The 21414-nt window shown below is 73.2% G+C and carries 16 protein-coding genes; 7 read left to right on the forward strand and 9 right to left on the reverse strand.

Features of this window, described 5'->3' with window-relative positions; genetic code table 11:
* Positions 1-87 precede the first annotated feature (87 nt).
* The 3 genes from ACFWTE_RS09570 to ACFWTE_RS09580 form a co-directional block, all read right to left on the reverse strand.
* Positions 88-2748: a penicillin-binding transpeptidase domain-containing protein gene (locus ACFWTE_RS09570; protein ID WP_378778875.1), complete on the reverse strand. Its 2661-nt coding sequence runs from the start codon at positions 2746-2748 to the stop codon at positions 88-90.
* Between the two features lie 368 nt (positions 2749-3116).
* Positions 3117-4475, reverse strand: coding sequence for an FAD-dependent oxidoreductase (locus tag ACFWTE_RS09575; protein ID WP_378778925.1), 1359 nt, complete (start codon positions 4473-4475; stop codon positions 3117-3119).
* 291 nt (positions 4476-4766) lie between these two features.
* Positions 4767-5450 (reverse strand): lysophospholipid acyltransferase family protein, encoded by a 684-nt coding sequence (locus ACFWTE_RS09580; RefSeq protein WP_378778926.1) that lies wholly within the window; start codon positions 5448-5450, stop codon positions 4767-4769.
* Between the two features lie 251 nt (positions 5451-5701).
* Here ACFWTE_RS09580 and ACFWTE_RS09585 point away from each other — a divergent pair, with 251 nt between their 5' ends.
* Positions 5702-6355: a cyclase family protein gene (locus ACFWTE_RS09585; RefSeq protein ID WP_378778876.1), complete on the forward strand. Its 654-nt coding sequence runs from the start codon at positions 5702-5704 to the stop codon at positions 6353-6355.
* Between the two features lie 67 nt (positions 6356-6422).
* Here ACFWTE_RS09585 and ACFWTE_RS09590 read toward each other — a convergent pair whose 3' ends face one another.
* The 3 genes from ACFWTE_RS09590 to ACFWTE_RS09600 all read right to left on the reverse strand — a co-directional run bounded on the left by ACFWTE_RS09590 (position 6423) and on the right by ACFWTE_RS09600 (position 10570).
* Positions 6423-8576, reverse strand: a complete 2154-nt coding sequence (locus ACFWTE_RS09590; protein WP_378778877.1) for an FUSC family protein — start codon at positions 8574-8576, stop codon at positions 6423-6425.
* Between the two features lie 31 nt (positions 8577-8607).
* The gene (locus ACFWTE_RS09595) at positions 8608-9816 is read right to left on the reverse strand and encodes a hypothetical protein (protein WP_378778878.1); all 1209 of its coding nucleotides are present in this window, start codon (positions 9814-9816) and stop codon (positions 8608-8610) included.
* A 211-nt stretch (positions 9817-10027) separates the two neighbouring features.
* Positions 10028-10570 (reverse strand): GNAT family N-acetyltransferase, encoded by a 543-nt coding sequence (locus ACFWTE_RS09600; protein WP_378778879.1) that lies wholly within the window; start codon positions 10568-10570, stop codon positions 10028-10030.
* Between the two features lie 314 nt (positions 10571-10884).
* Here ACFWTE_RS09600 and ACFWTE_RS09605 point away from each other — a divergent pair, with 314 nt between their 5' ends.
* Positions 10885-11814 (forward strand): LysR family transcriptional regulator, encoded by a 930-nt coding sequence (locus tag ACFWTE_RS09605; protein ID WP_378778880.1) that lies wholly within the window; start codon positions 10885-10887, stop codon positions 11812-11814.
* A 14-nt stretch (positions 11815-11828) separates the two neighbouring features.
* Here ACFWTE_RS09605 and ACFWTE_RS09610 read toward each other — a convergent pair whose 3' ends face one another.
* Positions 11829-12755: a LysR family transcriptional regulator gene (locus ACFWTE_RS09610; RefSeq protein ID WP_378778881.1), complete on the reverse strand. Its 927-nt coding sequence runs from the start codon at positions 12753-12755 to the stop codon at positions 11829-11831.
* Between the two features lie 71 nt (positions 12756-12826).
* Between ACFWTE_RS09610 and ACFWTE_RS09615 the strand changes: the two genes are divergently transcribed.
* The 5 genes from ACFWTE_RS09615 to ACFWTE_RS09635 all read left to right on the forward strand — a co-directional run bounded on the left by ACFWTE_RS09615 (position 12827) and on the right by ACFWTE_RS09635 (position 18955).
* Positions 12827-13843: a DMT family transporter gene (locus ACFWTE_RS09615; RefSeq protein ID WP_378778882.1), complete on the forward strand. Its 1017-nt coding sequence runs from the start codon at positions 12827-12829 to the stop codon at positions 13841-13843.
* A gap of 250 nt (positions 13844-14093) precedes the next feature.
* A complete protein-coding gene (locus ACFWTE_RS09620; protein ID WP_378778883.1) occupies positions 14094-15896 on the forward strand; it encodes a hypothetical protein in 1803 nt (600 codons plus the stop codon).
* Positions 15897-16000: 104 nt separating this feature from the next.
* Positions 16001-16654, forward strand: coding sequence for an alpha-ketoglutarate-dependent dioxygenase AlkB family protein (locus ACFWTE_RS09625; protein WP_378778884.1), 654 nt, complete (start codon positions 16001-16003; stop codon positions 16652-16654).
* A gap of 99 nt (positions 16655-16753) precedes the next feature.
* Positions 16754-17836: a magnesium and cobalt transport protein CorA gene (locus tag ACFWTE_RS09630; protein WP_378778885.1), complete on the forward strand. Its 1083-nt coding sequence runs from the start codon at positions 16754-16756 to the stop codon at positions 17834-17836.
* Positions 17837-17890: 54 nt separating this feature from the next.
* The gene (locus ACFWTE_RS09635; protein WP_378778927.1) at positions 17891-18955 is read left to right on the forward strand and encodes a methyltransferase; all 1065 of its coding nucleotides are present in this window, start codon (positions 17891-17893) and stop codon (positions 18953-18955) included.
* Here ACFWTE_RS09635 and ACFWTE_RS09640 read toward each other — a convergent pair.
* Both ACFWTE_RS09640 and ACFWTE_RS09645 read right to left on the reverse strand, forming a co-directional pair.
* Positions 18909-19676 (reverse strand): DUF1266 domain-containing protein, encoded by a 768-nt coding sequence (locus tag ACFWTE_RS09640; protein WP_378778886.1) that lies wholly within the window; start codon positions 19674-19676, stop codon positions 18909-18911. The genes ACFWTE_RS09635 and ACFWTE_RS09640 overlap by 47 nt on opposite strands.
* An 11-nt stretch (positions 19677-19687) precedes the next feature.
* Positions 19688-21289, reverse strand: coding sequence for a hypothetical protein (locus tag ACFWTE_RS09645; protein WP_378778887.1), 1602 nt, complete (start codon positions 21287-21289; stop codon positions 19688-19690).
* Positions 21290-21414: the final 125 nt, after the last annotated feature.

Genomic DNA, 21414 nt, shown 5'->3' on the forward strand with positions numbered 1-21414 from the left:
GGACCGGCCCGTATCGGGCCGGTCCGTGCCGTCGTTCCCACGAAGGGCCGACGCCCACCACCCGGATGGGGCCGCCCGCCGTTCCCGTCAGAGGGCGTTGGTGAACGCGGCGGCCAGGGGCGCGGCCACGGCCGAACCGCCGCCACCGCCGTCGACCACCACGGCGAAGGCCACGTCGCCCTTGTATCCCACCATCCACGCGTGGCTCGGCAGTTCGTCGTCCTCGTCGGCGTCCTCGGCGGTCCCGTACTCGGCCGTACCGGTCTTGCCGAACACCTCGCCCTCGAAGGGGACGCTCTTCGCCGTGCCGTCGGTGACGACCGCGCGCATCATCCCCCGCAGCGCCTCCGCGTGGTCGATCGGCCGCGGTTCGGGCAGCTCGGTGGCGGCGGGCTCGGTCACCAGCACCGGGTGGCGCCAGGAACCGTCGGCGACGGCGGCGGGCACCGTCGCCATGTGCAGCGGCGACGTGAGGATCTGGCCCTGGCCGATGCTCTGCGCGCCCAGCATGGTGCTGCTGTCCACCGCAGGGAAGCTCGGCTCGAACGCGGGGACGCCGATGTCCAAGGGCGCGTTCATGCCGAACTGCTCGGCGCTGGCCTGGAGGGTCTCGCCGCTGAGCTGCGCGCCCACCCGCTCCACCAGGGCGGTGTTGCAGGAGGTCGCGAACGCCTCGGTGACCGACTGGGCGCCGTACTCGGCCCCTCCGGCGTTGCGGAACGGCCACCCGCCCAGGTCGTACTCCTCGGGACAGTCCATGGAGGCGTCCACGCCCATCCCGTTGTCCAGCAGGGCGCTGTAGCTGACGATCTTGAACGACGAACCGGGCGGGTACTGGCCCTCGAAGGCGCGGTTGAACCCGCCGGGCACGTTGACCGCGGCCAGGACCTCCCCGGTCGAGGGGCGGACCGCGACCAGGCCCGCGGGGTCGTCGGAGGCGATGATGGCGCTCGACGCCGCGTTCTGGACCCCCATGTCGATGCTGGTGGTGATGTCCACGCCGTCGGAACCGTCCAGGGTGGCCACCGTGTTCTCCTCGGTGGCCTCCAAGGACGCGGAGTCCTCGGCCTCGGCGGCGTCGACCATCAGGATGGTCGTCGCGGCCTCACCGGCCAGCTGCTCCTCATAGGTGCGCTGGAGGCCGTCGACGCCGACGGTGTCGCCGACGTCGTAGGCGGGGCCGAGGCGTTCGATGTCGTCCTCGGTGGCCTCGCCCAGTGAACCCGCGATCATCTGGAGCGAGCCGGAGACCTCGGGCCCGTCCAGGGCGGTGCCGTCGGCGGCGAGGATCTGGCCCCGCTCACCCCACACGGCGGTGCGGGCCAGGACCTGGCCCTCGCCCAGCCCGGGGTAGGCGACCTCGGACGTGAAGTCGACCCACCACTCGCCGTCCTCGCGCAGGAGGGGGAGTTCGCCCTCCCAGCCCCAGTCCTCGGCGTTGGTCAGCGACATGGTGACCTCGTAGGGCGCGCTGCCGGTGCCGCCGTCGGTCGTGGGCGCGCCGACCTCGACCTCGATGGCGTCGACGCCCAGGCCCGCATCGATGCCGCCGAGCACCTCGGCGGCATCGCCGCCCCTGGTGACGGCGGCCAGGCGCTCGTAGTCCTGGGCCTCCCACGAGGCCTGGTACTCGGCGGTCGCCTCCTCCGGTTCTGGCATGGTCAGCACGTACCAGGAGACGCCGCCGCCGACGAGCGCCAGCACGACCACGGCGGAGATGACACCGATGAGCAGGCCCCGCCGCGACTTGCGGGGCGGAGGGGGGCCGGGGTCGTAGGCGTCGTCGGGGCCGTCCGGGTCGTCCGGGCCGTCGGGCCCCGAACCGCCGTTGTACAGGTACTCGAAGCCCTGCGCGCCGGGTTCGCCCGGTGCGGGGGCCGCCGCGGCGCGGTTCTCCGGGCCCTCGCGGAGCGTTTCGCTCCCCGGGTAGGGGGTGTCGCCGTGGTGGACGGCCTGGCCCCGGTAGGGCTCGTCGTCCCAGCCGTCGTCCCAGCCGTCGGGCCGGCCCTCGTCCGGGGGGCCCTGACCTGCGGAGTGGGTCTGCCACCCCTGCTCGTCGGACCTGCCGTACGGGTCGCCGCCCCAGCTGTCGCCCGGGCCGGAAACGGCCTCCCGGGCCTGCTGTGGCTCCTGCCAGGAGTCGTGCGCGGCGTGGGTGCCACTGGGTTCGCGGGAGGCGTTCCAGTCACCCGAGGGTCCCTGGGCGGCGGGGTACGGGGTCTCCCAGGACTCGGGCCGGTCGGGGCTCGCGGGGGCGTCCCAGGAGTTCTGGGGGAGCGCGTCCGCGTCGGGGGTGTCCCACGACTCGGCGGAGGGGGTCCCGGCGGCGGGGGTGTCCCACGACTCCGTGGAGTGGGCGCCGTGCCGGGGGGAGTCCCACCCGCTGGGCGCGGCCTCGTGCGCGGGGGTGTCCCGGCCGTCGGCCTCCCGGTCCCGGTAGGGGTTGTCCCAGGCCGACGCGGACCGGTCGAAGGAGTCAGCCTCCGCCTCGTCCGCCTCGCGTCCGTACCGGTCGGGCGGGGGGTCCCACGACTCGACCGGAGCAGCGGTCCCGGGTTGGTCGGAGGGCACCGGGTCCGTGGGACGCGGCTGCTCGTAACCGAACCCCCCGGTCTCGGACGGGGTCTCCGCCGGGGGCCGCTGGGGGATGCGGTAGGGGTTCTCGGGGCGCGGATCGCGCACCGGGGTCTCGTCCGACTGTTCGGGCGGCCCGGAGGAATCCGACTGCCGGGGGGACCGTTCGTCCACGCCTGACCGTCCTTCGCTACGTTTCCTGGAGATACCACGATGCCCCGCTCCCACCTCGGTGGGAGCGGGGCACGAGGATGAAGGTCGGCATGGCGGTCGCCTCTCGGCGCGGGGCACAACGGGGCTCCTGGCCGTACGGTCACCCGCCCGAGGGCGGGGCCGGACGCGGTATTCCGCGAAGGCAATAGTTGAGGCCCGGGGGACACTTGCTACCACACCGACCAACAGTGACTCTAACCCATCCGCGCTCACCGTTGTTCCGGTACCCGGCGGTGATCGGCATGCGCAATCTCACGACGGGAAACCGATCACGGCGGAAAGGGGGATGAGCCGGTCCCGCAGAGGGGCGCGGGACCGGCCGGGGAAGCTCACACGCCCGACTGGACCTGGCGTGCGATGCTGGTCTGTTCCTCACGGGAGCGCAGCTTGAGGCGCTTGCGGCCGCGTTCGGCCCCCAGCTCCTCCTCGCGGGCCTCGATCCGCTGCCACCCCTCCCAGGTGGTGTACTGCACACCGCGCTCCTCCAGCAGTGCCTGGAAGGCGACCGGGTCGGGCTCGGGGGCGGGGGTGAAGGACCCGCGGTCGGCCACCAGGTGGGTGATCGTCTCCAGCGCGTCCCCCTTGGTGTGGCCGATGAGGCCCACGGGGCCGCGCTTGATCCACCCGGTGGCGTACACGCCGTCGATGTGGTTCTCGTCCAGGTCCAGGACGCGTCCGCCGGAGTTGGGGACCACGCCGCGCTCCTCGTCGAAGGGCAGGTCGGCCAGGGGCGAGCCCAGGTAGCCGATGGCGCGGTAGACGGCCTGCACCTCGTGGTCGACGTGCTCGCCGGTCCCCCGGACGCTGCCGTCACCGGTCAGCTCCATGCGTTCGGTGCGCAGACCGGTGACCCGGCCCTCGCCGAGGATCTCCACGGGGCTGTGCAGGAAGTGCAGGTGCAGGCGGCGCTCGGCGCCGCGCGGGTCGCGGATCGCCCAGTTCTGGAGGACCTTGACGTTGGTCTTGACCTGGTTGGAGTTCTCGCAGGACCGGAGGCTGCCCTCGTCCATGTCGAAGTCCTCGGGGTACACGATGACCTCGACGCCGGGCTGCTTGTCGAGTTCGCGCAGCTCCATCGGCGTGGCCTTGCACTGGGCGATGCCGCGGCGGGCGAACACGTGGACGTCGGTGATCTGCTTGGCGCGCAGGCCCTCGTACACGTTGTCGGTGATGTCGGTGTCGAGGAGGTCGTCCGCGCTCTTGGCCAGGATCCGCGCGACGTCGACGGCCACGTTGCCCGCGCCGATCACGGCGACGCTGGTGCCCTCGACGTGCCAGGAGGGCGAGACGTCGGGGTGGGAGTCGTACCAGAAGACGAAGTCGGCGGCGCCGTGGCTGCCGGGCAGGTCCACGCCGGGGATGTCGAGCGGCCGGTCGCGGTCGCTGCCGGTGGAGAAGACGACCGCGTCGTAGTGGCGGCGCAGGTCCTCCAGCTTGAGGTCCACGCCGTACTCGACGTTGCCGTAGAAGGTGACCTGCGGCTTGTCGAGGATCTTGTGGAGGGCCCCCTGGATCTGCTTGATCCGGGGGTGGTCCGGTGCGACGCCGTAGCGGACCAGGCCGTAGGGGGCGGGCAGCTTGTCGAGGATGTCGATGCTGACGGACGTGCCGCACGCGGACAGGGTCTCGTCCTTGGTGAGCAGGTCCGCGGCGTAGATCCCCGCAGGCCCCGCACCCACGATTCCCACTCGCAGTGGTCGCGTCATCGCACAGCTCCAAGTCTTTGCGCCAGGGTCGGACGCCATCAAGAGGTAAGGCTTGCCTAATCTATCCGGTGTTGGCACCGGGAAAACCCACTATAATGGTAGACAATTCCGCTCCCGCCTCCAGGGGCGGGGGAGGCGCGCGCTGGAAGTCCCGGAGCCGGGCCCCAGGTGGGGGCGGACTCCGAGGCGCCCGACGGATGTCTTCCGTGGTCCTCAACCAGGGGTCAACGCCCCGTCACGGGCGAATCAGCCCCCGGTTTGCTGTGGGGAAAGTCACCCTTGTTCGAGTTCGGCCTTGACCGAGGCGGCGAACCGGGGCACCTGTTCCTGCCCGGAGAGCTTGGCGATGGCGGCCATGATGGCGTCCGTCGCCTCCCGGCGGGGGCGTGCCCTGTGCGCCTGGTCCTTCCACGGCGACAGGTCCACCGCCTCGCCGAAGCGCATCCCCACGCGGTTGAGGGAGGGCAGCCTACGGCCCCGGGGCAGGATGCGCTCGGTTCCGGTCAGCGCGACCGGCACCACCGGTGCGCCCGTGGTCAACGCCAGCCAGGCCAGTCCGGTCTGCCCCCTGTACAGGCGCCCGTCCGGGGAGCGGGACCCCTCGGGGAAGATGCCGAAGACCTCTCCTCCCTCCAGGACGGCCAGGCTGTTGTTCATGGCCTCCTGGGCGCTCTCGCCGGGGCGCCGGTCCACCGACAGCTGGCCGATGGCGCGCAGGGCGCGGGTGAACAGGCGCCGGGGCAGGGTGCCCTCGTCGAAGAGCTCCTGCTTGGCGATGAAACGGACCGGCCGGGGGCAGGCCACCCCGATGAAGAGCGGGTCGATCAGCGCGAGGTGGTTGGAGGCCAGGATCACCGGCCCCTGGCGGGGGACGTTGGACAGCCCCTCCACGCGCTGCGGCCACACCGCCCGGGAGGCCGGCGCGATGACGGCCTTGGCGGCCGCGTACAGTGACACCATGAGGTCACCTCTTCTCGGTGGGTAGTCGGCCTGTGGGGTGTACGGACGTCCCGAGGGTCCCCGGTGGTCCGCGCGCCTTCGAGCCTAGCGGGGCGCCGGAGCGCGGAGCGGGGCCGAGGTGCGACCGGTCCTGTTCGGTCGGACACTGCCGTGGTGTGGGTCACACGCGCTAGGCTGATGGTCTAGACCTCTGGCGCAGGTCGGGGGCCCAGCATCCGGACGCGCTCGTGAAGCGAGGAAGAACTGCCATGCCGAAACTGGTCGACGTCAGCCACCAGATCACCGACGGGATGACCACCTGTCCGGGTATCCCCGAACCGGTCGTCCGGGAGGCAACGGCCGTGCCCGGGGCCACCCCCGGACACGGGGACAGCAGCGGCCGCGTCACGATGGTGGGAGCCACCGGCACCTACGTCGAGATGCCCGCCCACCGCTACCGGGACGGCGCCGACCTCGCCGACCTCGACCTGGCCCGCGTGGCCAACCTGCCGGGGACGGTCGTCACCGCCACGTCCTCCCACGAGATCGGACCGGAGGCCTTCAGCGGCCTGGACCTGCGCGGCCGCGCGGTCCTGCTGCGCACGGGGTGGGACAGGCACTGGCGCACCGAGGCCTACGGCCGGCTCGACCACCCGCACCTGACCGAGACGGCAGCCAAGGCCCTCGTGGAGGGCGGGGCCGTCCTGGTGGGTACCGACTCGATCGGCGTCGACGACACCTCGCCCTCCGCGGAGGGCGCGCGGCCCGCGCTGGCGGTCCTGCTCGCCGCGGGAATCCCGGTCGTCTCGCACCTGTGCCTGCTCGACCAGCTCCCCGAGGAGGGGTTCACCTTCTTCGCCGCGCCGGCCAAGGTCCGCGGGATGGCGGCCTTCCCCGTGCGGGCCTTCGCCCTCACCGACTGACCTGTGCCGGACACCCGCCCCCGGCCCGGCCGGGGGCGGGCGGGCCCGCCCGCCCCCGGTCCACGGGTCAGAGGTCGGCGTCCACGTCCTTCTGGGCCCGGTACCGCTCCCGCTGGGCCCGCCGCTCGACCTCCTGCTGCGCGGAGCGCTCGTCCTGGGCGACCGCGCTGGTCATCGAGTTGGACAGGGCCCGCAGCTCCATGTTGATCCGCGGATAGGCGGCGAGCCGGGGCAGCGCGCCCAGCCGCGGCGTGCGGCGCTCCTCGATCGCCGAGATCAGCTCGTCGAACGCCAGGTCGACCCTCTGGAGGGTGATGACCCCCACCGGTTCGGGCTTGCGGTCGTGCGCCAGGGCGGCCAGCGCCAGGTAGCCGATGCGCTGGGTGGCCACGACCACGGGCCACAGCGGGCGGGTGGAGGCCGCCCGCGGAACGTCGCCGATGGCGCTCTCGTACACGCCGCGCAGGCTCACCAGGGCCGCCCGCATGTCGCGCCGCAGCCGGTAGCGGCGCTCGGGGCCGATCTCGACCTCCTGGTCCAGCACCGCGATCATGCACTGGCGGGTGGTCCTGAGCACGCCCGCGATGGCCTGCGGCAGCCGGGTCGCCGACGCCTTGCGCCACAGGAGGAGGGAGCCCGCCATACCGAACGCGGAGCCCACCAGGGTGTCGATGATCCTCGACCCGGCGAGCTCGGTGATGGGGTAGGGCGAGGCCGTGTAGGACAGCAGCAGCGCCATCGGGGTCAGCAGCACCGAGGCGTAGAGGAAGTTGCGCCCCACCACCAGCTGCGTGGCGCCCTGCAGAACCCCCGCGAGCACGATGACCACGGCCAGCGGCAGGTCGACCATCAGCAGCCCCACCCCGGCCACCACGCCCACCAGGGTGCCCAGCGAACGCTGCAGGGAGCGGTTCATCGTCAGCACGACGTTTCCGGCCTGCAGGACGGCCGTCGTGGTCAGCGCCACCCAGTAGTAGTGGTCCAGTCCCAGCCACAGGCCGAACGCGCCCGCCGCGGTCACCGTCACCCACATGCGCAGCGCGGTCGGCCGGATCAGCGAGTCCCCGCTCAGGCTGGAGCGCAGCGCCCCCAGGAGCGCGGGGTAGCGCTCGTCGTGGAGGGTCTCCGTGCGCTCGTCGTCGTCCTCGCCCTGGCCGGCGCGGCGCGCCGACTGCGAGGCACGGGAGAGCAGCGAGTACAGCCTGGCCTCCAGCGAACGCGGACGCATGCCCCGCCGCAGCTCGTCCAGGGCGTCGGGGTCCGGGGCCCTTCCGGGGTCGGCCACCGCCAGAGCCAGCTCGTCGGCGTACCCGGAGACCTCCTCCGGCAGGGGCGTGGGGCGCGCCATGCACACCTGTGTCGCGACCAGGTGGATGTCGGACACCCAGCGCAGCAGGGCGCGGAGCCGGGCCGCCTCGGCCGTGGTGCGGTAGCCGCGGGTCTGGCCCAGCAGGACGATCCGCCAGGCGTCCGCGAGGGTCGTCGAGGCCTTGTGCTGGGCGTGGTCCAGGTCCGGGGTCCCCACGGACCGCAGGAGTGCGGCCAGCGCGCGAAACGCCGCGGCCACCGCCTGGTACTCGGGGTGGCGGGCGCGCAGCGGGGCCCCCGACATGGACACGGCCCACCCCACCGCCGCGCCCACGGCCGCGACCAGCGCGTGCAGGGGCACGTCGGCCAGCGTGCCGGGGGCGATGGTGGAGATGGTGGCGACCAGGACGAAGAACATCGGTCCCGGCTTGTCGACCCGCCAAGCCGCGCAGACCCAGGTGGCGACCCCCGCGGTCAGCCCGATGGAGGCCACCGCCGCCCACGGGGAGAGGGAGGCAGCCAGGGAGTTGGCCGCGACGGCCGCGACGAAGCCCAGGCCCACCAGGGCCAGGGCCGCGGAGCGGTAGGCGTAGGGGGTCTTCTTCTCGTACAGGACGGTCATGGACCCCAGGGCGGCCAGGGTGCCGATCTGCGGCCCGAAGACGAGCGCGGCCAGGGCGAACGACACGGTCATCGCGATGGTGGCCTGCGCGGCGGTGGTCCACGCCCACGCTCCGGCCTCCAGACCGAAGACGGCCTTGAGGTCCACGCGGGGGCGGGGGCGCTCACCGACCTGGGCCCGCCGGGGCCCCGGGTGCGAGCCCGCGTCGGTGCCGTCCCCGGAGCCGCGGGAACCGTCCAGGTCCATCGGCCCTGTGTCTCCTGTGGTTCCCAGATCTCGCACGATTTCCATCCTAGACCGGGATGAACCGGTGCTTAGGTGACTACTTGGACGAATCTTGTACCGCAGTCGCGGCCGAGCCGAGAGCCTCGTCACGTTCGGCCTCGGCCCGTTCGGCCCGCTCGACGGCCCTGTCCCGGGCCTCCTCCGCCAAGGACAGGCGGGCGGCGGCGGCCTCCCTGGACTCCGCGAGGGTCAGCTCGGCGTTGCGGCGCTGGGCGTCGAGCTCCGCGGCGAGCCGGTCGCGGCCGGCCGTCGACCGGTCGAGTTCGGCGGTGAGGCGCTCCCGGTCGGCGGCGGCGGCCACGCGGTCGGACTCCAGGCGTTCCTGGGCGCGGGCCAGCTCGGCGCCGAACCGCTCCCGCTCACCGGCCAGGTCCTCGGCCGACCGCTGCGCCTGCGCCTCCGCGCGCTCCGCACGGGCCAGGGCGCTCTCCGCCGCGAGGACGGCCTCGTCCCGGCGGCGGGCGTGCTCCGCGGCCTCCGCGCGCAACCCCTCCGCCTCCGCCCTGGCGTGCTGGACGCGCCGGGCCGCGTCGGCGCGCTCGCGGTCGAGTTCCTCCCCGGCCCGGGCGGTGAGCTCGGCGATCCGGCGCTCGGCGGAGGCCAGGCCGGCGTTGGCCTCGGAGACGGCGGCGTCGCGCTCGACCACGGCCGCGCGCGCCACGGCCTCCTGTCGGTCGCGCTCCTCCTCGGCGCAGTCCCGGGCGGCCAGGGCCTCCTCGGCCATCCGTTCGGCCTCCTGCGTGGCGGCCACGGCCGAGGAGGCCGCCTCCTCCGCCACCCGGCGCGCGGTCTCGGCCTCGCGGCGGCGGTTCTCCGCCTCCAGCCGGGCTCCGTCGGCCTCCGCGGCGTGCCGTGCCCCCGCCAGGCGGGCCGCCTCGACCTGTGCCTCGGCGGCGGCCGGGTCGGTCATGGTCGAGAAGGCCTCGGTCGCGGACCTCAGGGTGGCGGTCAGCTGCTCGCTCTGCACGGCGAACCGTGTGAGCAGGTCGTCCGCGCGCAGGCGCGCGGCGGTGACGGGCTCGGCGCCGACAGCGGGGGAGGCACCGGGAGCGGGTTCCTGGGCGGCCCGGGTCTCCTCCTCCTGGCGCTCGGATTCCTGCGCCTGGCGCTGGCGCTCCTTCCAGGCGCGCCACCGGGTGTGTTCCGGTAGACCGCAGTACTGGGGAGGGCGCCCGGGAGAGGACGCGCGGGGTACCGGCCGGTCGCAGCCGGGGAAGTTGCAGGTGCTGGAGTCGGAGGAGGCCACGGGGTGAGCGTAGCGGTTCGCCCCCGCCCGCCGCCGGGGCGTGTCGCACTCCCGCCGGGTCCGCGCGGGCCCGGCGGGAAAGGCGTCTCGCCCCGCACCGGACAGGGTCGGTGCGGGGCGTGACGCGCGGTGGCCTCCGGGGCGTGGGCCGGGGGTCCGCGCCGTGGGGCGGACGCTCCGGAGGCGCCGGCGGAGCACACCGGGGAGTGGCTCAGTCGTGGGCGCCGAAGCCGTCCACGCGGCAGACCATGGTGGTCACGAAGGGTCGGAAGCCCTCCCGCTCCAGGAAGGTGATGTCCTCGGAAGCGGTGGCCAGCGCGGAGAACTCGATGTCGCGGATGCCCATGGAGGCGAGCTGGCGGCGCACCTCCTCCAGCAGCTTCGAACCGGTGCCGCCGGCGTCGTACTCGGGGTCGACCGCGAAGGTCTGCACGACCGCGATCCGCGTCCCCCGGTCCCAGCTGCCCTGGGCGTTCTCGCGGATCGTCACCATCGCGTACCCGGCCAGGTCGTCGCCGCTCTCGGCCAGGATCGCCATGGTGTCGGGGTCCGACAGCCAGGCGAGGTACTGGGCCCGGCGCCGCCGCCAGGACTCGTCCGGGCTCGTGGCGCTGATGATGTCCGACAGGTGCGAGGAGCTCAGGGTGTGCTGCTGGTGGAGGGCGCCCCACAGGTCCGCTAGTTCCTCCACCTCGTGTGCTCCCAGGTAGCGGAAGCTGAGAACGCCGACGTCAGTCGGACGAGGTTTGGTCATAAGCGAATTTTGCATGTTCTTCTCACCCGTTCCCACCAGCATTGGGTGCTGATTCCCCGGGCCCCAAGAGAGGGGCCCGTGGTTGAGCTGTGACTCCGACTGTACGTTCCGGTGTCGACCGGAACAGACGTGACACAAGGAAAGAGGTGCATGAGATCGCAAGGTAAGAATTAGTGCGATTCTTTCCTCTGGAGATGTGGGGTTCACGGGCAAGGGAGGGGGCCTGGACGGTGTGCACGGAATCACCACCCGAGCTGGTGCAACAGGATGGAAACCACCCGGAAACCTGTGCGTACTGCCCTACCTTGGAGCACATGATCGATGTTCGGCGGTTGCAGCTCCTCCAAGCACTCGAACACCACCGCACGGTGGCGGCGACGGCGGAGGCGCTCAACGTCACCCCGTCGGCGGTCTCCCAACAGCTCGCCGTGCTGGCCCGGGAGGCCGGGGTCCCCCTCGTCGAACGCCAGGGCCGCCGCTTCCTGCTCACCGGCGCCGCGCGGGTGCTCCTCCAGCGCGCGCACGTCATCTTCGCGGAGATGGAGCGGGCCACAGCCGACCTCGCCGAGTACACCGGGGGCGACCGCGGCGTCATCCGCGTCGGCTCCTTCTCCACGGGCATCAGCGACCTCGTGGCCCCGGCCCTCGCGCGCCTGCGCACCAGCCACCCGGGCTGGTCGTTCGAGGTCGTCCAGGCCGAACCCGAGGAGAGTGCCGAGATGGTGCGCTCCGGGCGCCTGGACGTGGCCCTGACGATGTCCACCCGGCACCTGCCCGCCGCGGGCGACCCCGACTTCCGGGTCGACCCCGTCATGGTGGAACTGCTCGACGCGATCCTGCCGTACCAGCACCCGCTGGCCACCCGCACCAGCCTCCACCTGGCCGAGGACCTCTCCGACCAGGACTGGATCATGTCCGCACCCGGCACCGCCTGGCACGAGTGCGTGTCCGGCGCGGCCAACCAGGCGGGCTTCCAGCCGCGCGTGGTCCACACCGTGAACGACTTCAGCGCCGTGTTCTCACTGGTGCAGGCAGGTCTGGGCATCGCCCTGATGCCGCGCCTGGCCTGGACGGGGCTGCACGCGCCGCAGATCGTGGTGCGGGGCGTGCGCGAGACCGCGCGCAGGCACATCGTCGCCCTGTCCCGGGCCGGTTCCACCCCCGAACCCCTGCTCACCGCCGTCCGCGAGGCCGCCAGCAAGGTCCCGGTGCCGTCGGTGGGCCCCTTCGCCATCGCCGGCTGAGGGGGACCGCGCGCTCAGGGGGAGTCGGGCAGGGGCGGGACCTCGTCCAGGACCTCCCCGGCCGCCTGGTGCAGGTAGCGCGCCACCAGCTGGATCGGGCGCCACGCCCACCCGCCGGTGCGCCCGGCCAGGAAGACCTCCCTGACCCCGCCCAGCTCGCCGAGGGGGGCGTGCGCCACCCCGCGGCGGGTCACCGCCGCCAGACGCGGGACCACGCCGATGCCCACCCCCGCCGCGACCAGCTCCTCGAACAGCTCCAGGGTGTCGACGCGGTGCGCGATCCGCGGCGTGAAACCGGCGTCGGCGCACATCCGCTGCACCAGTGCCTCCTCGTCCCCCCGGTAGGGGCTGGCGATCCACGCGGCCCCGGACAGCTCCCGCAGGCGCCGACGGGTCAGGGTGCGGCTGTCCGCGCCCTCGGAGGGCTGGGACAGCAGCAGGTCCTCGCGGCCGATCGGGCGCACCGTCAGGGTTCCCGGAAAATCCCGGGGGAGAAGGCTGTACTGGTAGACCACGCCCAGATCGGCGCCCCCGGCCTGGAGGAGGGTCAGGGCCTGCTCCGACTCGTACTCGGTCAGGTGGACCTCGATGCCCGGGTGGTCGCGCCGCAGAGCGCGCAGGGCGGGGAGCACCACCGGTGCCGCGCTCGTGTACATCACCAGCTCGACGCGGCCGACGGGCTCGCCCTCGCCCTCGAACTCGGCCCGTGCCGCCTCGACCCGCGCCAGGATGTCCACGGCGTGCTCCGAGAGGCGCAGCCCCGCCGGTGTGAGGCGCACGCGGCGCCCGTCGGGGGCGAGGAGGGGGACACCGGCCTCCTTCTCCAAAACGGCGAAGTGTTTGGAGACCGCGGAGGTACTCATCCCTGTGACCTCGGACACTGCGGCCATGGTGCCCAGGCGTTCCAGTTCGACGAGCAGGCGCAACCGGGTGAAATCCATCCACCGAAACTACATGGTTCATCAACCACTGGTCCGTGGACAGAAACGGACCTCTCGGCTCCAATGGTCGGGTGATCCCCTCATTCGTGTCCCCGCTTCGCCGTGCCCGCTTCCAGGTCCCGGCGCCCATCATGCTGCTCATCGGCATGTTCACCCTGCACACCGGTAGCGCCCTGGCCGTCACCGCGTTCGCCCACGCGAGCCCCGCCACCGTCACCTGGCTCAGGCTGACGTGGGCCGCGGTCCTGCTGCTGGCCCTCGGCGGTCGCTCCCTGTGGCGGGCCGTGCGCGCCTCGACGCGGCGCGAACTGGGGGCCGTGGTGATCCTGGGCACTGCGAGCGCGGGGATGATGCTGTTCTACTCCGAGGCGACGGCGCGGATCGAGCTCGGCGCCGCCACCTCCATCGAGTTCCTGGGCACCCTGGTGGTGGCCGTGGCCGCCATGCGCCGCCGGCGCGAACTCGTGTGGATCGCCGCGGCCGTGGTCGGGGTCATGTGCCTGACCCGGCCCTGGCAGGGGAACCTCGACCTGACCGGGGTCGGCTTCGCCCTCGCCGGTGCGGTCTGCGTGGTGGTCTACATCGTGCTGACCCAGAGGGTCGGCGCCGGTTTCGGCGCCGTCCACGGCCTGGCACTGACCATGACCGTGGGCTCGCTGGTCAGCGCGCCCTTCGGGGCGCCCGCCGCGTTCGCCGCCCCGGACATCGACCTGATCCTGTTCACACTGGTGATCGCGCTGCTCTTCCCGATGGTGCCGTTCCTGCTGGAGATGGTCGCGCTCCAGCGGATGGGCCGGACCGCCTACAGCACCTTCTCCAGCCTGGAGCCCGCGGTCAGCCTGGTGATGGGCCTGGTCGTCATCGGCCAGGCGCCCGTGTCCGTCCAGGTCGTGGGCATGGCACTGGTGGTGGTCGCCGGCGTGGGTGCGGCGCGGGGGGACCGGCGCGACCGGCCCGCCGCGCCCGACCCGGTGTCCGTGCTCCGGCGCCGTGCGGAGGAGGCCGTTGCCGCGGGCCCTGCCGGGGTCGGCACCGGGACGTCGGTGGAGGAACCGGTGGGGGCGGGGGAGGCCGCCAGAGCGGCCTGAACCGCCCCCGCCCCGGGCGCGGGTGCTCTGGATACGCGTGGTTCCAGGGGTTTTCTCCCCGCTTGCGGCCTGTGATCCGTACCACTTCCAAGGTGGGAAAGTGGTCCGTTTCGGGCGGAAACCAGCAGCCATCGCACCACCACAGGGCTCCTGAGCAGCGGATACCGTCACATTGCGTGCGGGAACCGGCGCTGAGCTGGGACTTCGTACCGTGAATCGGACAGTCCGAATGCATTAGCTTGGTGCGATCATGGCCGCGAAATCTGATCTCGAACTCCTGCGCGCCCACGAACCCGTGCTCATGTGCACGAAGGGGGAACTCTTCTTCCCCACCGACGTGGACGCCTACGTACGCAATTGCAGCCTGTGGATCGAGGAGCCCGGCGGACGCGAACGCGTCCTGGTCCCCGCAGGGGAGCTCACCCTCGACCGCCTCTCACAGGCCGAGGAGGAGTGGCCCGAACGCCACAAGCACCTCCGCTTCGTCCAGGAGGAGACCCTGCGCGAGGAGGCACGCCGGTACAAGGGCATCGCCCGCTCGGTCATCCCCAAGAGCGGCCGCCTCGCCGCCGTCGGCGTCCTCGGCCGTGTCCTCGACATCCTGATGAAGCTCTCCCTGCTCATCCGGGGCGCCGTCCCCGGCGGCGTCACCTTCGCGGCGGTGACCCGGTACCGGGAGCGCGTCGACAACGGCAGCGCCACCTACTACGGCCGGGTGACCCGCGAGGGCGGCTACATCATCCTCCAGTACTGGTTCTTCTACGCGATGAACGACTGGCGGACCATCTACGGCGGCGTCAACGACCACGAGGCCGACTGGGAACGCGTCACCGTCTACGCCGTGGAGAACCCGGACGGCACCACCCGCCCCGCCTGGATCGGGGCCTCCTCCCACGAGTACCACGGCGACGACCTGCGACGCAGCTGGGACGACCCCGACCTGCACAGGGACGGCGAGCACCCGATGGTCTACGTCGGTGCGGGCTCCCACTCCCACCAGATGCTCCCCGGCGACTACCTCATCCAGGTCGACCCGTCCTTCCTGCGCGGCCCCATCCTCGCCTGGCAGTGGCTCACACAACGCGTCTTCCGCGCGGACAGGGCCATCAACCGCCACGGCATCGGCGTCCCCTTCGTCGACTACGCGCGCGGCGACGGCCAACGCCTCGGCCCGGGCGGCGACCGCGAGTGGTACGTCGTCCTGATCGACGACGAGACCCCCTGGCTCAAGGGCTTCCGCGGACTGTGGGGGCGCGACACCGGCGACTTCTTCGACGGCGAACGCGCGCCCAGCGGCCCGCGCTACGAGCGCGACGGCACCATCCGCCGCTCGTGGGCCGACCCCCTGGCCTGGGTCGGCCTCCAGAAGGTGGCCCCCACCGAGGCCGCGGCCCGCGCCGAACTCCGCTCCCACGTCGGCGTCCTCGACGAACGCCTCCGCGAGATGGACGCCGACGTCCTGCGCCGCCGCCACCAGCTGCGCCAGCTCGACTCCGCCCGCATGGCCCTCTCCCGCGAGGCCCACTCACGGCCGGGCGCCAAGGAGTACGCCGAGCAGATCGAGTCCTTGGAGAAGGAGCTGGCCGACGTCTACGAGAAGCGCGTGCTGACCGCGGACGAACGCGACACCCACCTGAGGGCGCTGGCCTCCGAGACGCCCCTGGTGCCCACACCGACCGGGCACCTCAAGGCGCCGCACCTGCCGTACTCCTCCGGCAAGCAGCGCGCCACCCGCTTCCTGCACCTGTGGGTGGCACTGAGCACCCCGCTCCTGCTGGTGTCGCTTGCCCTGCCCATGTTCCTGCTGGACGGGCAGTTCACCCTGTACGCGATGCTCGGCGTCGTCGTGGCCTTCGCCGCCATCGACTCCGTCGCCCGCCGCAAGTTCGTCCAGTACCTCACCGGCCTGGCGGTCGCGGCGGTCATCATCGGACTCGCGGTCGGGATCGTGGCCGCGTTCATCGCCGACTGGCGGATCGCGCTCACCGTCCCCATCGCGGTCATCGTGGTGCTCCTCCTCGTGGTCAACATCCGCGAACTCCTGCGCCGCTGACCGGGCCCGCCCCGCCCCAGCGCCCCGGCGCGGGGGCGGGACGGCGCCCCCACGACCCGGCGGCCCCGCTTGGCACCGGCCGTCCGGACGGGGACGATGGGGGCATGAGCGACGCGTTGTTCGGGTCCCCGCCGGTGGAGGTGGCCCCCGGCGCCGTGCACCTGCCCGGATGGCTGGACGGTGACGAGCAGGCCGACCTGGTCCGGCGCTGCCGCGACTGGGCGCGCGGACCCGCCGGGATGCGCCGGCACACGATGCCCCGCGGCGGCGTGATGAGCGTCAGCATGGTCGGACTCGGCTGGCACTGGCAGCCCTACTCCTACTCCCGCACCCTCCCCGACGGCACGCCGGTCCAGCCCTTCCCCGCCGTCCTCGCCGACCTGGCCTCCCGCGCCGTCGAGTCGGCCTACGGCGCCCCGCCCGGGCCCGGGGCCGACCCCTACGACGTGGCCCTGGTCAACTTCTACGACGCCGAGGCCCGGATGGGCATGCACCAGGACCGGGACGAACTCTCCCGCGAACCGGTGGTCTCCCTCAGCCTCGGCGACACCTGCGTCTTCCGCTTCGGCAACACCGAGACCCGCACCCGCCCCCACACCGACGTCGAACTGCGCAGCGGCGACCTGTTCGTCTTCGGCGGCCCCTCCCGGATGGCCTACCACGGCGTCCCGCGCACCCGCCCGGGGACCGCCCCGCCGGCCCTCGGCCTCACCGGGCGGCTCAACATCACCGTCCGCGCCTCCGGCCTGGACGCCTGAACGCGCCCGGTCCGCCCGGAGCGTGGCGTGTCGGCGCGCCCCCGCCCCCTCCCCCCGGTCAGGATCGGGCACAGTACCCACCGAACGGGAGGCAGACCCGTGCCCGACTCCTCACCCGAACGCGTGATGGCCCTGGGCCACGAGGCCGCCCTGCTGCCCGCCCAGGCCGCCCCCGGGACCGTGCGCGCCGTCCTCTACCGCGACGGGCGCCGGGAGCGCGAGGCCGACACCGCCGAGGAGGCCCGCCGTGCGGCCACCGCCGACAGCGGCCTCATGGCCTGGATCAGCATGACCGCGCCCGACCAGGAGCAGCTCACCGACGTCGCCCGGCACTTCGCCCTGCCCAGGCTCGCCCTGGAGGACGCCATCGCCGCCCACCAGCGACCCAAGGTCGAGACCTACGGCGACGTCCTGTTCGTCGTGCTGCGTCCGGTCGGCTACGACCAAAACCGGGAGACCGTCCAGGTCGGCGAACTCCACCTCTTCGCCGGAGAGGGCTTCGTCATCACCATCCGCCACACGGGCCAGGTCGACGTGGAGGCCGTCCGCGACCACCTGGAGGCGGAGCCGCGCGTCCTCGCCCACGGGCCCCTCGCGGTCGTCCTGGCGGTCCTGGACCGGGTCGTGGACGCCTACGCACCCGTCGTCTTCGACCTCCAGGACGACATCGACGAGGTCGAGACCGAGGTCCTGGACAGCGACCCGAAGGCGTCGCGCCGCACCTACCGGCTCGCCCGCCAGGTCATCGTGCTGCACCGCGCGGTCGACCCGCTCGACGTCGCCCTGACCGACCTCATGACGCTCCTGGAACGCCCCGGGGGAACCGAACCGGGCCCGCCCCGGGCCCCCGTCGAGAACCGGATCCTGCACAACCTCCTCCGCGACGTCACCGACCACGTCACCGCCGTGCGCGACCACGTCGAGGGCTTCCGCCAGATCCTCCAGAACATCATGACCGTCAACAGCGCCCTCATCGACCAGGCCCAGAACGAGGCCATGAAGAAGGTCTCGTCCTGGGGCGGCATCCTGGTGGTGCCCACCCTCATCGCCTCCGCGTACGGCATGAACATCGCACCCCGGCCCGGTTACGAGTGGACGTTCAGCTGGCCGGTGGCACTGGTTCTGATGGCGCTCTCCAGCCTCACCCTCTACGTTGTGTTCCGACGCAACGGCTGGCTGTGAGGAGGAATCGCGGTGCACGACGGGGAATCCGCCGAACGCGAGGTGATCCGGCTGATGACGGGGGCGTGGGTGGCCAGGGCCGTCGCCACCGCTGTCGGGCTGGGGGTACTGGACCGCCTCGGCGAGGGCCCGGCCGACACCGCGGCCCTGGCCGACAAGCTCGGCCTGCACCCGGAGCGGCTGGGCCGGCTGCTGAGACTGCTCGCGGCCGCGGGCGTGGTCCGCGAGCGAGACGGCCTCCACGAGCCCACCGACGTCGGCTCCCACCTGCGCCGCGGCCACCCCTCCGGCATGGCCGACCTCGCCCTGCTCTACGACACCGACATGTTCGGGCACGCGTGGGGGCACCTGGCCGACACCGTCCGCACCGGGCGGACCGCGTTCGAGCAGGCCCACGGGACCGGTGTCTTCCCCTACCTGGAGCAGCACCCCGACGAGGCGGCGCTCTACACCGCCGGCATGGCGGCGGGCGGCCGGTTCTCCACCGCCGTTCCCGACGTGTACGACTTCGGCGGGGCCCGCACAGTGGTCGACCTCGGGGGAGGGGACGGCGAACTCCTCGCCACCGTCCTGGCGGGCGCCCCCGACGCGCACGGCGTGCTGGTGGAGCGCCCGCCCGCGCTCGCCGCCGCACGCGAGCGCCTCGGCGCGTTCGTGGACGCCGGACGGTGCGAGCTGGTCGAGGGCGACTTCCTGCGGGAGGTGCCGGGCGGCGCCGACGTCTACCTGCTCAGCCGGGTGCTGCACAACTGGTCCGACGGCGACGCGCGGCGGCTGCTCCGCCTCTGCCGCGAGTCCATGGCCCCCGACGGCCGGGTGCTCGTCGCCGAACGCATCCTGCCCGACCGGGACGGGCCCTGGCTCTCCCTGGTGCTCGACGTCCACATGATGGTGATGACCACCGGAGCCGAGCGGACCGAGCGCGGCTACGAGGAGCTGCTGCGCTCGGCCGGGCTCACCACGCGCGAGATCCTCGACCTGCCGCTGGAGATGCGGCTCCTCGTGGCCGGACCCGTCCCCGTGGTGCCCGGGACGGCGGCCCGCCGTTCCGGCCCGCGCACGGCCGCCCCCGTCACATCCGCCAGGGGAGGTTCAGCCACGGACTCGCCGGGTCACTGACCAGGACCCGGTGCGCCGCCGCCGAGTCCTTGTAGTAGGGACCGAACGAGCCCTCGTCGAAGGCCATCGCCCGCCCCAGCACGAAACCCGCGGACATCTCCTCCCACGAGCCGTGGTGGCGCATGGACTGCGCGCCCGCCCGGACGATGTACCCGTGCGCGGCCCGCTCGTCGGCGTACCCGGCGTTGACCCCCCACCGGGCGAGGTTGACCGCCCGGCCGAAGTCGTAGGCGCGCACGGTCCGCACCGGTACACCCCGGGGCAGGACGCCGTCCGAGGCCATGCGCTCCTCGTACTCCCAGATGCGGGCGGCTTCGAGGACCATCTCCTCGTAGACCCGGGCGCCGGCGCCGCGCACCCGGCACCAGTGGGCGATCAGGTCCGGCCACAGGCCCGCGTCGAAGGGGTGCCCGGGCGCGCGGGCCACGGCCTGGTTGCGCAGGTCCAGCAGGACCGTCACCGAGGAGTCGCGCCCGCGGTCGTCGGTCAGGCGGCGCAGCGCGCCCTCCCACCCGGCGGTGTCGGTGATGCCCCAGGAGTCCCGGAGCTTGGCCCGGTCGTCGTCGGCGTCGCAGCAGGCGCACGCCGAGTGCACGGCGTTCCACACCCCGCCCGCCGCCGTGGGCATGTGGGCCCCGGAGGCGAAGGCGTGTGCCAGCGGCCCCTGGAAGACCCCTCGGGGGTCACTGAGGAGCTTCGCCCGCTTGGAGAAGAGTCCCATGTCGCGTGTCCTCAGGGGTTCAGGAGGCGGCGGATCTCCTCCGCCTCACCTCGGGCCTGTTCGGTGCCCTGCTCGGAGGCGAGCAGCTTGTCCCGCCACTGTTCCGCGGCCTCCGCCACGCTCCTGGAGAACCGGCCGACCTGGGCCTCGCCCGCTTCCCGGGCCGCGGCACGCTCCCGGTGGTCGACCCAGAAGGCCGATCCGGAGCCCACGGCGGAGGCCGCGCACAGCAGGAGCCAGAACCCGCTGGAGGAGACCAGCCCCAGGAGCGCCAGGATCCCGGCCAGGGCCAGGAACCCCCACGCGTACACGCGCGCGTTGCCCTCGTACGCGTGGCGGGCGCCGAGCCCGGCCTCGGCGCGTGCCAGTTCCCGGGGGTCGGGCCCGGTGGAGGTGATCGTCACCTGCTTGCCCTGCACGACGACCCGCGAGGAGTCCTCGACGGGCTCGGTCGCCGCGCGGAGCAGGCTCTCGGCACTGTCCACGACCGCGGAGCGCTGGAGGACCAGGGCGAAGGTCCGGCGGTGGGGCGGGGCGTCCTGGCGGGTCAGGTCCTCACCCAGCAGGGCGGTGACCGTACCGACCTCGTCGGTCCACAGCGGCAGGGCGCCCTGGCGGCCACTGCTCTCGATGACCGCGCGCAGCGTGTTGGCCCGGGAGATCAGCGGCGCCTCCTCGGCACTGCCCTCCTCGACCAGCGTGCGCAGTGACTCGGAGAGGAACTCCGCGCTGGCCTCGTCGGGGGCGAGCGCCTCCGTGGACGTCTCCTCGCCGCCGAGCGCGGTGATGCGGGCGACGGCCTCCCTCAGACCGGTGAGCTCGCGCAGGGCCGCGTCGCGCTTGGCGATCCCCTCGTGCCCGGCGGAGCGGCCGGCGTCCGTCCCGCCCCCGCCGGTCCGGCCGCGCCGGGCGGGCCGGACGGAGGGCGCGGACCGGGGTGCGGCGGCGGCCAGGGCGCGGACGGGCGGCACGGTCACCTCCCGGTTCGACCAGTTCCGGATGGTGGACAGGATCAGGTGGTCGCGCGCGTCGTCCCCGAAGGCCCCGTCGGCGGTCAGCAGCCACAGGGCGCGCTGGCCCCGGGTCACCACCTCGTCGGGGTCGGGCAGGTGGGGGAGGAGGTCGGCGGTGACGCCCTCGCCCATGGTGCGCGCGTGCTCGGCGCGGGTGAGGGCGGCGGCCAGGGCCGCGAAGTGGCGTGCGCGGGAGGCGTCGCGCCGGGCGGCCTCGTCGAAGCGGGCGCGCGCGGTCCCCACGTCGTCGGAGAGCAGCGCGTGCAGGCCGCGGGCGGCCGGGACGAGCCAGTACCCGGGGACGTCGGTGAGGTCGAGCCGGGAGAGGGACGCCCCGTCCAGCATCTGGAGGGTGCGGTGGCGGGCGATGGCGGCGTCGTCGAACATCGACAGGGTGGCGCGGACGTCGCTGAGCTCGATGAACGCGTCGAGGGTCGCGGAGACCCGGTCGAGCCGCTGTTCGAGCGTGCCGCGGATGTGCGACAGCTCCGAGCGCATCCTGCTGCGCTCGCTCGCCATCCGGGCGTGCGTGGAGCCCAGACTCTCCTCCAGCTCCCGGATCTTCCGGTTCTGTGAGTAGTCGGTCCAACTGTTGCTCATCCTCGGTCCCTTCCGTCGCGCGCCCGTGGGCCGTGTGGCGCGCCGCGTGGTGTGACGGTCCGCGCGGGGCTCCGGTTCCGGGTTTTCGCGCGGCGGAACGGCGGGACGGGACGCAAGGGGCCCCT

The organism is Nocardiopsis sp. NPDC058631 (assembly GCF_042716955.1).
In the GTDB taxonomy this organism is placed as follows: domain Bacteria; phylum Actinomycetota; class Actinomycetes; order Streptosporangiales; family Streptosporangiaceae; genus Nocardiopsis.

Coding starts and splice junctions, on each gene's coding strand:
- ACFWTE_RS09585 (WP_378778876.1), top strand. CDS start 5,702: ATGCCGAAACTGGTCGACGTCAGCCACCAGATCACCGACGGGATGACC.
- ACFWTE_RS09590 (WP_378778877.1), bottom strand. CDS start 8,576: ATGGAAATCGTGCGAGATCTGGGAACCACAGGAGACACAGGGCCGATG.
- ACFWTE_RS09600 (WP_378778879.1), bottom strand. CDS start 10,570: ATGACCAAACCTCGTCCGACTGACGTCGGCGTTCTCAGCTTCCGCTAC.
- ACFWTE_RS09605 (WP_378778880.1), top strand. CDS start 10,885: ATGATCGATGTTCGGCGGTTGCAGCTCCTCCAAGCACTCGAACACCAC.
- ACFWTE_RS09610 (WP_378778881.1), bottom strand. CDS start 12,755: ATGGATTTCACCCGGTTGCGCCTGCTCGTCGAACTGGAACGCCTGGGC.
- ACFWTE_RS09620 (WP_378778883.1), top strand. CDS start 14,094: ATGGCCGCGAAATCTGATCTCGAACTCCTGCGCGCCCACGAACCCGTG.
- ACFWTE_RS09625 (WP_378778884.1), top strand. CDS start 16,001: ATGAGCGACGCGTTGTTCGGGTCCCCGCCGGTGGAGGTGGCCCCCGGC.
- ACFWTE_RS09635 (WP_378778927.1), top strand. CDS start 17,891: ATGACGGGGGCGTGGGTGGCCAGGGCCGTCGCCACCGCTGTCGGGCTG.
- ACFWTE_RS09640 (WP_378778886.1), bottom strand. CDS start 19,676: ATGGGACTCTTCTCCAAGCGGGCGAAGCTCCTCAGTGACCCCCGAGGG.
- ACFWTE_RS09645 (WP_378778887.1), bottom strand. CDS start 21,289: ATGAGCAACAGTTGGACCGACTACTCACAGAACCGGAAGATCCGGGAG.